Origin of the sequence: Psychrobacillus sp. INOP01 (assembly GCF_018140925.1) — a bacterium.
Classification (GTDB): domain Bacteria; phylum Bacillota; class Bacilli; order Bacillales_A; family Planococcaceae; genus Psychrobacillus.
In genome coordinates this window covers 117,798-132,092 of sequence record NZ_CP073315.1, presented here as the reverse complement: position 1 = coordinate 132,092, position 14,295 = coordinate 117,798, and the positions used below count along the sequence as shown (strand labels likewise).

The following is a 14,295-nucleotide window of genomic DNA, read 5'->3' as shown; positions in this document are numbered from 1 at the left end:
GTGAGTAGTACTTATAGTGAGATTTTGAAGGGTTACTGACAGACAAATGCTATAAGATTCCCGAAAAAAGATAAGCTTGTCGTGACGTAAGTCATGACAAGCTTATCAAAAAGTCAATTTGGTAATAATGTAGCAACAAGTCTGTTCAAACCCTACTGAAAAGGTTTAATTAGATGTCTTGTCCACTGAGAGCTCGAAATACTTGTCAAAAGGTGTTACATCAATGTCCAATTCAGCAAGTTTTTTGCGTAAAAATTTATGATCTCTCTTTGGAGTGGCAATGATATACCCGCGTATTAATAGCTCACGAGTAATAGATGTTGCTTTTTCCTCTATAGCTAACTGTCCAATTTTCCCTGCTATTTTTTGTTTAGCAACTGGTCTGAACAAATCAGGAACTGGAGAAACCAATTCATTGAGCAGATGCTTTTGCTCATCATTCCAAAGATGGATTGTTTGATCTACATAGTATTCTTCCCAATCTAAATCAGATTTACCGTCTTTCTTAGGTAGTGCCTTTCCAAACTTGCGGAACATAAAGAAGCCGCCAATTCCCATCAGTATCACTAAAAGTACAACCCAAAAAAGGATAAACCATAAAAACCAACCTTCTAGCAAACTATTCACCTCATTCTCTTATATTCAGTATAAGTTGTTCCGTAAAATATTTCATCCTCCATGTATACTTTCTTTTAAAAAAGTTCTATTTAGTAATTGAAAGGAGGGGATACACATATGGCAAACCTAGAGTATAAGCATGCAGTTTTAAAACTCATTTTCGAAGGAGAGGTAACCGAAGACGGTAAGATGATAACAAAGTCAAAATCTTATCGTAATGTTCGGTCAAATTTAACAGCAGACCAACTTGATACTGTTGCTACAACACTTAGTTCATTTTCCGAGAGACCATACATCGGAGCAGAAAAGATTGAAACGATGCAAGTAATCTAATAACTAGAAAGGAGACAGGAGAAAATGACTAAAACACTACAGCTACAGTTTGAAACAGCACTTGGAAAGAATGTCACAATATCAGTAGATGAACCGAAAAGCAATCTAACAGGAACGGAAATTCAAACAGGAATGCAAGCAATTATTGCAAGTAATGCGTTTCAATCAGATGGATCTCCTTTGGCTGTTTTTAAAAGTGCCAAGGTAGTAGACCGCACAGTTACCGAAATTATTTAACACTCTAAAGACTCTCCCGAAAAGGAGAGTCTTTTTAAAAGAATAAAAATGGATGGATGTGAATAATATGGAGCAATGGCTAAGTGTAATTCAAGATATAGGTTTTCCAATCTTTGTGTCATTTTATTTGATGCACCGAGTGGAAACAAAACTAGAAGAAATAAAAAACGTACTGTTATCGCTAAATTAGATCATTTATTCACAAAACTGTTGAATTAAATAAGACAATGTAGTTGAAGGTCGAAACTTGTTTCGCTAAGATTAGGCTATGAAGAGAAAAGCGAGGTCTCATGAATGAAAAAATTATTTGTTGTTTTATTTATTTCCTTATTTGTTCTTGTTGGCTGCGGAAGCAGTGGTAATTTTGAAGCACAGACAAACTGGGAAGTTTCCGATTTTGAATATGATAACCAGCGTGGAGAAACGGTATCTTTAGAAGATTTAAAAGGCACAGTATGGTTGTCGACCTTTATTTTCACAAATTGTGAAACAGTATGTCCTCCAATGACATTCAATATGAGTGACATTCAAGCGATGTTAAGTGAAAAGGGTATAGAGGATTACAAAATTGTTGCATTTAGTGTAGACCCAGAAGTTGATACCCCAGATAAACTTCAGGAATACATCGGAAATTACGATGTAGTAGATGAAAGCAAATGGGAACTCTTAACTGGCTATACACAAGAACACATTAGTGGCTTTGCAGCAGACTCGTTTAAAACCTTAGTTCGAGATGATCCGAATACAAACCAGGTTATTCATGGCACATCGTTCTATTTAGTAGACCAAAATGGTGTAGTTGTAAAAAACTATAGTGGTAATACAGATGTACCAAAAGAGGAAATTGTAATTGATGTTGAAACATTAATTGAAGATGGAAAATAAAAATCAGCCTTTCCAATGGAGAGGCTGATTTTTTTATAAGTTATTTTGTTTTTTCAATAAATCTCTAATTTCTTCCAATAATACTTCTTTAGAATCAACAGGAGGAGCTTCTTTCGTAACTTCCACAACATCCTCTTTACGTTTAAATTTAGATAATAATCGAATAAACATAAAAATAGCAAAAGCGATAACTAAAAAATCAAAAACGGATTGTATAAAATTTCCGAATAAAATTTCTTTATAATGTAAAGAAGAAAACTTCCCACTAGGAAGTAGTAAACCAATAGTAGGCATGATAATATGTTCAACTAATGAAGTAACAATTTTTCCAAAAGCTGTACCAATTACAACCGCAATAGCTAAATCTAGCACATTACCTTTAAAGGCAAACTCTTTAAAGTCTTTCCACATATTTTTCACCTCCATACTAACATCCTACAAAAAATTCAATACTTTGTATATAACGACATTTTCTTCATTTGCACTATTGTTTATAGTGAATTTGTGCTATTGTTTTTATAAATAAATACAAGGTGGTGTGCTTATGACGGTGAAAAAAACATATCGAAAAATATCGTTTCGTATTGTAATTATTTATATAATAATTAGTTTGTTTTGGATATTATTATCTGATGTATTATTATTTAGATTTTTCCCAGAAAGTATGTTTATATCGATGATGAAAGGTATTATTTATATAAGCTTAAGTGCACTTTTACTTTTGTATTTGATGAAGCAATCCTGGAGTGTTCAAAATGACCTGATCGCGAAGGAATATGTGGATGATTTAACCGGGCTTCAAAATAGGAGCTCCTTGCAGAAGAATCTAACAATGATATTACAGAATGAAGAAAGATTTCATTTGTTATTTATCGATTTTGATCGATTTAAGATGATTAATGACTTATACGGACATGAAATAGGGGACATTGTATTAAAGAAGGTCTCAGACACATTACGTGATAATTCCCATATTAGATTCTCAGATATTATATCTAGGTGGGTTGCAGATGAATTTGTTGTTGTTTTGAAGAATAAATCGGATCATGAAGTGGACTTGTTTGTAAATAGCTTACTAGCAGAAACCTCCGCTCCGATACATATAGCAGGTAATGAAATAGTGAATCATATTAGTATTGGTTCAGTTCATTACCCTGAGGATACGACAAAGAGCTCTGAACTATTGCGTTTTGCCGAAATTGCAGCCGAAGAGGCAAAGAAAAATGGCGGGTTAACCCACGTAAGGTATCGTAAAGAATTATCTGACAAAGCAAATAGAGAATTATATTTAGAAGAAGGTTTAAAGTACGCAATAGAGAAACAAGAGTTATTTCTTAACTTCCAACCACAGATTGCCACTAACACACATCAGATTATTGGAGTAGAAACACTTATTCGTTGGGTTCACGAGGAGCAGTTTATTTCACCAGGAGAGTTTATACCTGTTGCCGAAAAAAGTGGATTAATAATAGAAATCGGTGACTTAGTTTTACGGGAAACTTGTATTAACATTCCAATAATTGAAGAATCCCTCGGTAAAGAATTAGACTTTAGTGTGAATGTATCAGCCAGACAATTTTATCAAAAAGATTATATAGCTCGAACAAAACAAATTATTAAAGAAACAAATATAGATCCAGCTAAAATAGTTCTAGAAATTACTGAATCCATCATTATGGAGTATACTGATTTTGTCATTGAATCATTGCATGAGTTACGAAAATTTGGCTTTCAAATTGCAATTGATGATTTTGGGACAGGTTATTCTTCGTTTAAATATTTAGAATTGCTTCCGGTAAATATTATTAAAATAGACCAGAGCTTTACACAGTCTATTGAAAAAATTAGAACAAAGGCAATTGTTCAATCCATCATTTCTCTGGCACATAACTTAGATATGAAGATTTTGGCTGAAGGAGTAGAAAATCTCTTCCAAGTGGCTAGTTTGAGGGAAATGGACTGTCATTATCTACAAGGATATTATTTCAGTAAACCTTTAACATTAGATAATCTTATTAAGTACTATAAGTAGAATAGGTGAATAAGTAGATGAAGAAACAAAAAGGGATATCTTATAAATCAAAGGTTTGGATGATTGTATTACTACTTCCATTTACCATAACAATCTATATACTGGCAATTATAGGGTGGAAAGAGTTAATAAAAATACCCATTGTACAAGAATGGGCAGAAACGGTTCAAAAGAGCACAGCCAAATTGGATGTGCCTACCGAATATATTGATTTGTATAAAAAAGCAGAAGAAAATTATGGTGTCCCCTGGACATTACTAGCTGCTCATCATCGTATTGAGACTAGATTTTCGACAATGGACCCATTACTTTCACCAGCCGGAGCTGAAGGACATTTGCAATTTATGCCTTGTACTTTTGTAGGATGGTCACACCCCAGTTGTGGGGGATTGGGAAAAGGAGAGATTCCTGAAAAGGATAAGATAAATCCAGCAATTATCGAAAAGTATGGTGGATATGGGGTAGATGCTAATAATGACGGTAAAGCTGATCCATACGATTTAGAGGATGCTATATACAGTGCAGCCAATTATCTCGCAGCAAGCGGTGCCGCTGATGGTGAAATTGAAAAAGCTATTTTCAATTATAATCATAGTGAAAAATATGTGAAGGACGTCCTGCATTTTTATAATTTGTATGAAAATCAGTTAAAAGAAATTCAAGCAGCATACTCTCCTGGAAATTAGGAAACCTTTATAGAATCATTTTCATTACATTTACTTAAACTAATTCTGTCGTCTTAGCGATATGCTATGCCAAATCTATTTGTTGGGTACTACTTACTATATTGATTGTAGTGCTAGGTGGGACTCCAGTGGGAAAAGCTTTAGGCGAAGACCACGCAGCGAGGAGGCTGAGGCAACGCCACGGAAAGCGTCCATCTGAAACGCAAATCAGCAGTATTATTTAGTAGGTCCTATCTGGAACAGAAAATTTTATACTTTCATCAAAAAAAGGAAGTACTCACAATGAGCACTTCCTCTTTTTGGATTATTAAGCTTTGCGCATAGCTTTTAAAATAAAGCTTAATACTAATACTAAGATAATTGCACCGATCAATGCTGGAATAATTGCCATATCCCAGATAACTGGACCCATGTCAGGGAATATTAATCCGCCGATCCATGCACCGATGATACCTGCGATAATGTTACCGATAATTCCTCCTGGTATATCTTTACCTAAAATAAGTCCTGCTAACCAACCGATGATACCACCGATTATTAAGTATAAAATGAATCCCATTTTTTCCATCTCCTTATAAATGAATTATTGCGTCACACTCTTTATATATCCATCCATAAGTAATATTAAACCTATGTCAATTATTTTTTAGAACTCTTGCACCTAATGAGCTGGAAAAATGGCCGAAAGCCAATTCGTGACCGGAGGAATTGAAGCTTGCCACAGCATCTTTATATCCAACAATTTCATAACCTAAGTTGTAAGCATCTACCGAAGTGTGAAGAATACAAATATCTGTACAAACTTCAACTAAATGGACTTCCTCAATTTTTAGCTCGCTTCATCTGAGACAAAGTCTACTGTCTAGCCAATAACTAATAACACCTTTTTCACGAATGAATCTCCTCCTCTTTAACTACTTTTGGTATGAAGTAAAACAGCAAAATATCTTGCAAAATTTTTATTTTAATTTTTCGAAATATTTTGCATTTCACGGTTCGTTGTATTATAATTTTGAAAAAAGGGAGTGGAGAACATGGATATTCGCATTACTAAAAGGCTAAATAAGCAGGGAGTATTTTTAGCAATTCTCCATACAATAATTATTTTAAATTTAACAATTGATTTTTTCTTCGTTCATTAATATTTGTTTAAAGGGCAGTTTGCAGCTGCCCTTTAAACTGTAGCAATTAATATATTTATGTAAACATATCCTTTTTAAAATGCCCTGCATGCCTTTATAACATGCAGGGCATTTTTCTTATTTAACAGACCCACTAAGAAACTGTTCCTCTTTATAATACATATTTTTCACTAAAATATTTGGTCCTAAGCATTTAACAGCAGGACAATGACAATTAAGTGATTTCGAAAGAGGAGTATCTAACCACTTATCGAAAATTGCTGGAAGAGAATCTGATTGTATATTGCCTAGAGCTGGTGCATCTCCGAAATCAGTGACAATAACCTCGCCAGTAAATATGTTAACATTAAGTCGCGATCGACCATCTGGGTCATTTCTTGTAGAAACGTTTTTTGTTTGGCGTAGTCGTTCTAATAATTGAATACTTTTTTCATCTTGACTGCAAGGATAAAAAGGTAATGTTCCAAATAACATCCACACATTTTCATCACGAAAATCTAGTATTTGTTCAATTGCTTTATGCGTTTCTTCTAATGTTAGTGTCGTTAATGCGCTAGCGAAATCGGAAGGGTACATAGGGTGAATTTCATGGCGAGCACATTTCATCTCATCCACTATTTGCCTATGAATATGCTCTAAATGGGGTAGTGTTTTTTTGTTCAACATTGTTTCTGCTGAAACCATTACACCAGCCTCAGAAAGCATACGACTATTGTCTATCATGCGCTGGAATAGGCTTGCTCGCTGTTCATAGGTTGGTTTTCTTTCCATCATGGCAAACCCAGTTTCGACAAATTCATCTACTGTTCCCCAGTTATGGGAAATATGTAAAACATCTAAATATGGAGCAATCAGTAAGTAACGTTCAGGCTCTAAGGTTAAGTTGGAATTCATCTGTGTACGAACGCCTCTATTATGGGCATACTTTAACAAGGGGAGAACGTAATTAGTAATGGATTTTTTGGATAGCATAGGTTCTCCACCCGTAATACTAATAGTTTTTAAGTGAGGAATCTCTTCTAAACGTTGGAGGATTAGTTCTATTGGAATTGCATCAGGGTCTTTCGTTTGTAATGTATACCCTACTGCACAATGCGCACAGCGCATATTACATAAAGTAGTTGTCGTAAATTCGATATTGCTTAAGGTTAGTTTTCCAAACTGCTCCATGTCTCGATATGCTTCCCACGGATCGTTTATTGGATTCATCGTTTTCATTTCTATCATTATTTAAACTTCCTTTCCAGTAATATATTGTCGCATATTTGGAGAGAAAAGAAAATAACAGAACATAATAGCTTGTATGTAGTTCATAATGGGTATAAAAAAAGTACAACTTAAAGAGTGGAGGAATTATATGTTTATAGAAAAAAATAATGAAATAAGAAAGAACTTGTTTCAACTAATCGATTCACTAACGAATGAACAATTTAATGAAAAACCAGATGAAGGGTCTTGGTCCCCTAAGGAAATTATAGATCATTTAGTGAAGATGGAACTTACCATTATTAAAGGCATAAAAAAGGAGCTTGCGAATCCAACGAGTCCGAGAGCAAAGAAAAAACCTATACAACTATCTACATTGCGAATAGTTAAAGTAAAAGCTCCTACTCATACTGTACCGTCTAGTGAATATAAAAGAACGGAAGAAATGAAAGCACAATTGCACCAAGCAAGAATGGAACTCCTATCTCTTTACAAATCCAACAGTCCTTCTATATTAAAAGAAAAATCATTGAAACATCCTATTTTTGGACAGGTTCCTTTAATACAATGGTTTGCATTTACGGGGTTACACGAAAAGAGACATGCGAAGCAATTAGAAAATACAATCGAGAAGATAAAAGGTCATTAATAATAATTATGACTTATAATAATTTTAATCTAATTTACTTATCAAGTATATTAAAGTATGATTAGTAGTGGAGAAAAGTCACTAGATAGACACTTTTCAATAGATCTTAGGAGGAATACAAATGGCAAAAAGTAATTTACACAATAGCCGTACTTCGTTTTCTCTAAATGGTAAAGAGTATAACTACTATCGTTTAGCAGCATTAGAAGAAGCCGGCATCGCAAAAGTTTCACGCCTTCCTTATTCAATTAAAGTATTATTAGAATCTGTTTTACGTCAATACGATGGCTATGTTATCAAAGAAGATCATGTAAACCAATTAGCAAAATGGGGTAAGGATGCTAATACTGAAGCAGAAGTGCCATTTAAACCTTCTCGCGTTGTGCTTCAAGATTTCACAGGAGTACCAGTAGTTGTAGATTTAGCATCACTACGTTCTGCGATGAATGAAATGGGTGGAAACCCAGACAAAATCAATCCTGCTATTCCAGTTGATCTTGTAATTGACCACTCGGTACAAGTGGACAAATATGGTACAGCATCAGCTTTACAAGCTAATATGGACCTTGAATTTGAGCGTAATGCAGAGCGTTACAACTTCTTAAAATGGGCTCAAACTTCTTACGATAATTTCCGTGCTGTTCCTCCAGCAACTGGTATCGTTCACCAAGTTAACTTAGAGTACTTAGCTCCAATCGTACATGTGAACGAAAAAGCTGATGGTACATTAGAAACTTTCCCAGATTCAGTTGTAGGTACTGACTCACATACAACAATGATCAATGGACTTGGAGTACTTGGATGGGGTGTAGGTGGTATTGAAGCAGAAGCAGGAATGCTTGGTCAACCTTCATACTTCCCAATTCCTGAAGTAATCGGAGTTAAATTAGTTGGAGACCTTCCAAACGGAACTACTGCTACTGACTTAGCACTTAAAGTTACTCAAGTATTACGTCAACAAGGTGTTGTTGGTAAATTTGTTGAGTTCTTCGGACCTGGTGTATCTAAATTACCATTAGCTGACCGTGCGACAATTGCTAACATGGCTCCTGAATATGGTGCAACATGTGGTTATTTTGCAATTGATGAAGAATCTATCAACTATTTACGTCTAACTGGACGTGACGAAGAGCATATTGCTGTCGTTGAAGCTTACTTAAAAGCAAATGATATGTTCTTTGACCCAACTCTAGAACCTGTTTATACAGACGTTGTAGAGATTAATCTTGGAGATATCGTAGCAAACCTTTCTGGACCGAAACGTCCACAAGATTTAATTCCACTTACAGATATGAAAGCTCGTTACCGTGAATCAGTTGTAGCTCCACAAGGTACACAAGGTTTCGGCTTATCTGAAAAAGAATTTGACAAAACAGCTACTGCTCAATTTGCAGAAGGTGATGTAGCAATTCCAACAGGTGCTGTAGCAATTGCTGCAATCACTTCTTGTACAAATACATCTAACCCATATGTAATGTTAGCTGCTGGTTTAGTTGCTAAAAAAGCGGTAGAAAAAGGACTTACAGTTCCTGCTTACGTTAAAACTTCTCTAGCTCCAGGATCTAAAGTAGTAACTGGTTATTTAGAGGATTCTGGTCTAAACACTTACCTAGATCAAATCGGATTCAATACAGTTGGTTACGGTTGTACAACTTGTATCGGTAACTCAGGTCCATTATTACCTGAAATTGAAAAAGCAATTGTTGACGAAGATCTATTCGTAACGTCTGTTCTTTCTGGTAACCGAAACTTTGAAGGTCGTGTACATCCACTTGTTAAAGCAAACTACTTAGCTTCACCACCATTGGTAGTAGCTTATGCACTTGCTGGAACTGTAGATATTGATTTAGAAAAAGATTCATTCGGTAAAGACAAAGATGGTAACGAAGTATACTTTGCTGATATTTGGCCATCAACGGAAGAAGTAAACGAAGTGCTTTCAACTGTTGTTACTCGTGAATTATTCCAAAAAGAATATGCACGTGTATTTGATGAGAACGAAGCATGGAATGCAATTGAGACATCAACTGAATCTTTATATTCATTTAATGACAAGTCAACTTACATTCAAAACCCACCGTTCTTCCAAGGATTATCAAAAGAGCCTGGTGCTATCCAATCACTAGATAAAATGCGCGTAGTAGCTAAATTCGGTGATTCGATTACAACAGACCATATTTCACCAGCTGGTGCAATTGGTAAAGATACTCCTGCAGGTAAATACTTGCGTGAAAATGGCGTTGAAATCCGCGACTTTAACTCATACGGTTCACGTCGTGGTAACCATGAAGTTATGATGCGCGGTACATTCGCTAACATCCGTATCCGTAACCAAGTAGCTCCGGGTACAGAAGGCGGATATACAACTTACTGGCCAACAGGCGAAATTATGCCTATCTATGATGCAGCTATGAAGTATCAAGAATCGAATACTGGTTTAGTTGTACTTGGTGGAAAAGATTATGGTATGGGATCTTCTCGTGACTGGGCGGCTAAAGGAACTAACCTATTAGGTATCAAAGCTGTTATTACGGAAAGCTTTGAGCGTATACATCGTTCAAATCTAGTAATGATGGGTGTATTACCACTTAATTTCTTACCAGGTGAAAGCGTTGAAACGCTAGGCTTAACTGGTAAAGAAGAAATTAGTATAAATATCGCAGAAGGTGTAAAACCTCGTGATATTTTACAAGTAACAGCTAAAGCTGAAGATGGTTCTGAAAAAGTATTTAACGTACTTGCTCGTTTCGATTCAGAAGTTGAAGTAGATTACTACCGTCATGGTGGTATCCTTCAAATGGTATTACGTAACAAAATGTTAGAAGCATAAGAAATACTTTAAAGAGACTATTCCTTTTTAGGAATTAGTCTCTTTTTTTTCTGTGTAATATATCGAAATGAAAGAATTGTTATTTAATTCAAAATATTATTATGTTAGGATTAGGCTAACGTATAATAGTCATTCGATAGGAGGTAAAAGATGGATCAGCCTACCATAATTTTGTCCAAATTAAGTGCGCCAATACCGTCTTCTACTTATATGAGAAAATCTGCATTGATGAAGAAACTAAAAATGAACACACATAAGAAGCTAACTTTATTACATAGCGGAGCCGGTTATGGAAAAAGCTCTGCCCTTGCTCAATATTTTGTAGATTCTAGAAGCCTTTATTCTTGGTACTCTATTACGGAGGAAGATGATGGTATACTTCCTTTTCTTCGTCATCTCATTAGCAGTATACAAAAAACTGTCCCCACATTCGGTAGGGGTTTTAAAGATAAAGACCTAATTTCAACTTATCCTAAAGAATCTGAGCTTCAACAATTGTATTCGCTATTTAGTAATGAACTATCTAATATTGATGAGCCTTTATCTATTGTGCTAGATGATTTTCATCTTGTTGACCATGTATTTCATATCAATTATATAATGGAAAAGATAATAGAATTTCTTCCTCCCAATATCCATATTGTAGTTTCCACTAGGCTGAGACCTAAATGGTCCATCTTATTAAAATTAAAACTAAGTGGGCAGTTGGTTGAAATAACAGAGAAAAATTTAATGTTCACAGAGGAAGAAATACTCGTCTTTTTTGAAGACTATTTTGATAAACATATTACCGTTCATGATGCTTCCGAAATCATGAGACTTACAGAAGGTTGGGCTATCGCTATACAATTGATAGCCATGCAAGTGGCAGAGACTAATAGGCAAATTAGTCAGCTAGTAAACCCAGCTTTGAACGATTTATTTTCCTATTTACTAGAAGAGGTGTTTTTACTTTTATCAGCAGAAGATCAGCAATCTCTTATAAATTTTAGTGTTTTCCCATTATTTACTGCTAATGATATTCAGGATTTTTTTAATAATGAAGAAGCAAAAAATATGGAACGACTAGCTAATAGTCATGCATTTATACAACCATTAGGCGATTCTAATACGTTTAGATTTCATGCACTATTCCAACAGTTTTTAGAAACCAAATCAAAACAAAAGGATATTCATGCTTTTTATGACACTCATCGGAGGGCTGCTAGTTATTTTCAGGAAAAGGAAAACATCGTTCAGGCAATTCACCATGCGGTAAAAGCAAATGATGAACGCTTTTTAGCCAAGCTATTAACAATCTTTGCACCAAAAATGATCAAGGGTGGGCAGTTCGATTGGTTGCTGGATCTCTTAGATAACCATTTATCGAATGCTATTCGGAATCACTTTTATGAACTGTATTATTATGAGGGCGAGTGTCATCGGTACAGAGCATTTTATGAAAAGGCAAGACTTTCCTATGAAGCCGCTTTAGAGAAAGCATTCCAAAAAGAAAATATTTTGTATATTAGTAGAGCAAATGCAGGACTCGCACATATATACCTTGATACAATTCAACCAGTATTGGCACAACCTTATTTAAAAGAAGCTATCGAGTGGGCTGAAAAGGGAAGAGACATATCTGCTTTAGAAAAAGTATTTTTACAGCGTTTGATGGCGGAGAATTTAGTCAATGTAGGAAAGGCGAACGATGCAAAAACTTGGATAGAAAAAGAGAAACTAGATCCTGCTATCTTAACCGAAGGAAATTTAGATGCGAGGATTTTATTAAGGACCGGTAAGCTGATCGAATCTCAACTATTACTAGAAAGCAGGACACCGGATGAGGATAGCTTGCCAGATTCTCATCGTGAAACGGATGTGTTATTATCCTTTATTTATTCGCTTACGGGGCAGGTTGAGCGAGCGAAAATATCGGCCAATAAAGGAATAGAAACAGGTATTCGGGAAAAGTCTGGATTTGTGGAAGCAGTTGGTTTGATCCGGCTGGGACATTCTGAAGTATTAACTGATCCCTTTGATCTTGAAACACCGGAAGTATGTTATTTGCAAGCAATTCAAAAAATGGATGAATTGAACGTTTCTAGAGCGAAAGCTGAGCCATATATGGGACTTTCTATTTTAAAATCCCGTCAAGGGTTTTTCCGAGAAGCAATTGACTATGGAGAAAAAGGTTTACGTGAGACAAAAAAAGTAAATGACTACTGGCTGTCTGCCTATATATTATTGGGTCTTGGTATCGTCTATTTGGAAAAAACTGAGTTTATAGAAGCTTTAGAGCATTTGAGACAAGCAAATGAATTATTCACTAATTGTGAGGATGTTTATGGAGAAATGATCTCGCATTATTGGTTAATGCGTATTTACAATGTGATAAATGAGGAAGCTTCGTTCAGTGAGCACGCTAAGTGTTTTATGGAATTGTGCACTATGCATAATTATTACTTCTTTTTACAAAACCGAACTGTTTTTGGTCCGACAGATCTACAAACAAACTATCCTATTCTGCAAAAGGTTTATACGATTCATAACGACAATAAGCATGTTCAACAAATCGTAAATAAGTTAAATATCCGAACTCAAACCAATTATCCCGGTTATACACTTTATCTTCGTCTTTTAGGACCTTTCACGTTATATATGGGAACTGATGAAGTAAATGATCGCAAATGGCAACGAGATAAATCTAAGGAATTGTTTGCATACCTTTACTTACAGAACCACCGTTTTGTTCCAAAGGAAGAATTGATACAAAAGCTTTGGGGGGAAAGCGATACAAAAAAATTAGACCGAGATTTCAAGGTTACGTTGAATTCTTTATTAAAGGTACTTGAACCGAATAGGCAAGCACGTGAAGAATCCTACTTTATATTGCGCAAGCAGTCGATGTATCAGTTAAACCCGAATGCTTATGTAGGAAGTGATGTTCGGGATTTTAATCATTTTGCTAAGAGTGGAATGGAGGAAATGTCTCCTCATCTTTCAAAAGAACTTTTACTAAAAGCTGTCCATTTATATAAAGGTGAACTATTTGAAAATAGGATTATGATTGAATGGATTCACTCGGAACGAGATAAAGTACAGCAATTATTCATCCAGGTATTAGAACGACTTTCCCAAACCTATACTAGATTAAAAGAATTCGAGAAAACGATTTATTGGGCAGAAAAACTATTAATATATGATTCAACTTGGGAGGAAGCTTACCGCTTATTAATGTTTGCTTATTATCAGCTTCAAAACAGAAGCCAATCTGTTAAATGGTATGATCGCTGCGTGCAAGTACTAGAGAAGGAGCTTAATATAGAACCAATGTCTACAACCATTCAAATGTTTGAAATGATTACTGGTTACGAATAAAAGCGGAGAGTACTCTTTCTGCTTTTTTATATTTAGACAATAAAATAAGAATTCAAGATTTCCGTTAGGTCTATTTTTTCTTTCTCCAACGTGAGGAGAAATTGAATTTTAACTCTACTTATGTATAAAGAATGCTGAATTATTTGGTTAGGAAAATATCCCATTCCAACTAGAATAAAATTCAAATTACTTTGCTCCTGTGCACAGCTCGTCGCAAAGAAGACATTGCTCTTTAGAGCAATGTCTTCTTTGTAACTCTTTTGTAACTCCTATTTTGTATGATGAAACAGAAATATGATAGCGCTTTCAAAAATGTT

The 14,295-nt window shown here is 35.2% G+C and carries 13 protein-coding genes and 1 pseudogene; 9 read left to right on the top strand and 5 right to left on the bottom strand.

Annotation, left to right across the window (positions count from 1 at the left end):
- Positions 1–165 precede the first annotated feature (165 nt).
- Entirely contained in the window at positions 166–618 is a 453-nt protein-coding gene (locus tag KD050_RS00680; RefSeq protein ID WP_211894369.1) for a DUF2621 domain-containing protein, read from the bottom strand.
- Between the two features lie 117 nt (positions 619–735).
- Here KD050_RS00680 and KD050_RS00675 point away from each other — a divergent pair, with 117 nt between their 5' ends.
- The 4 genes from KD050_RS00675 to KD050_RS00660 all read left to right on the top strand — a co-directional run bounded on the left by KD050_RS00675 (position 736) and on the right by KD050_RS00660 (position 2,073).
- Positions 736–951, top strand: a complete 216-nt coding sequence (locus tag KD050_RS00675) for a DUF1659 domain-containing protein (RefSeq protein WP_211894368.1) — start codon at positions 736–738, stop codon at positions 949–951.
- A gap of 24 nt (positions 952–975) precedes the next feature.
- Entirely contained in the window at positions 976–1,188 is a 213-nt protein-coding gene (locus KD050_RS00670; protein WP_211894367.1) for a DUF2922 domain-containing protein, read from the top strand.
- 67 nt (positions 1,189–1,255) lie between these two features.
- On the top strand, positions 1,256–1,378 hold the full coding sequence (locus tag KD050_RS00665) for a YvrJ family protein (RefSeq protein WP_090569308.1): 123 nt from the start codon (positions 1,256–1,258) through the stop codon (positions 1,376–1,378).
- Between the two features lie 104 nt (positions 1,379–1,482).
- Entirely contained in the window at positions 1,483–2,073 is a 591-nt protein-coding gene (locus tag KD050_RS00660) for an SCO family protein (RefSeq protein WP_211894366.1), read from the top strand.
- 33 nt (positions 2,074–2,106) lie between these two features.
- Here KD050_RS00660 and mscL read toward each other — a convergent pair whose 3' ends face one another.
- A complete protein-coding gene (mscL, locus tag KD050_RS00655) occupies positions 2,107–2,484 on the bottom strand; it encodes a large conductance mechanosensitive channel protein MscL (RefSeq protein WP_211894365.1) in 378 nt (125 codons plus the stop codon).
- A gap of 133 nt (positions 2,485–2,617) precedes the next feature.
- On the opposite strand from mscL, the gene KD050_RS00650 reads away from it, so the two are divergent.
- Positions 2,618–4,105 carry a putative bifunctional diguanylate cyclase/phosphodiesterase gene (locus KD050_RS00650; RefSeq protein WP_211894364.1) on the top strand — a complete coding sequence of 496 codons (1,488 nt, stop codon included), beginning with the start codon at positions 2,618–2,620 and terminating at the stop codon, positions 4,103–4,105.
- Between the two features lie 17 nt (positions 4,106–4,122).
- A complete protein-coding gene (locus KD050_RS00645) occupies positions 4,123–4,791 on the top strand; it encodes a lytic transglycosylase domain-containing protein (protein WP_211894363.1) in 669 nt (222 codons plus the stop codon).
- A 307-nt stretch (positions 4,792–5,098) separates the two neighbouring features.
- Here KD050_RS00645 and KD050_RS00640 read toward each other — a convergent pair whose 3' ends face one another.
- The 3 genes and pseudogenes from KD050_RS00640 to yfkAB form a co-directional block, all read right to left on the bottom strand.
- Positions 5,099–5,350, bottom strand: coding sequence for a GlsB/YeaQ/YmgE family stress response membrane protein (locus KD050_RS00640; RefSeq protein ID WP_211894362.1), 252 nt, complete (start codon positions 5,348–5,350; stop codon positions 5,099–5,101).
- Positions 5,351–5,426: 76 nt separating this feature from the next.
- A pseudogene (locus KD050_RS00635) lies at positions 5,427–5,627 on the bottom strand (isochorismatase family protein); the annotation flags it as partial.
- A 423-nt stretch (positions 5,628–6,050) separates the two neighbouring features.
- Entirely contained in the window at positions 6,051–7,160 is a 1,110-nt protein-coding gene (yfkAB, locus tag KD050_RS00630; protein WP_211894361.1) for a radical SAM/CxCxxxxC motif protein YfkAB, read from the bottom strand.
- 130 nt (positions 7,161–7,290) lie between these two features.
- Here yfkAB and KD050_RS00625 point away from each other — a divergent pair, with 130 nt between their 5' ends.
- The 3 genes from KD050_RS00625 to KD050_RS00615 all read left to right on the top strand — a co-directional run bounded on the left by KD050_RS00625 (position 7,291) and on the right by KD050_RS00615 (position 13,978).
- Positions 7,291–7,788 (top strand): DinB family protein, encoded by a 498-nt coding sequence (locus KD050_RS00625; protein WP_211894360.1) that lies wholly within the window; start codon positions 7,291–7,293, stop codon positions 7,786–7,788.
- A gap of 121 nt (positions 7,789–7,909) precedes the next feature.
- On the top strand, positions 7,910–10,618 hold the full coding sequence (gene acnA / locus KD050_RS00620) for an aconitate hydratase AcnA (protein WP_211894359.1): 2,709 nt from the start codon (positions 7,910–7,912) through the stop codon (positions 10,616–10,618).
- 150 nt (positions 10,619–10,768) lie between these two features.
- Entirely contained in the window at positions 10,769–13,978 is a 3,210-nt protein-coding gene (locus KD050_RS00615) for a BTAD domain-containing putative transcriptional regulator (RefSeq protein WP_211894358.1), read from the top strand.
- Positions 13,979–14,295: the final 317 nt, after the last annotated feature.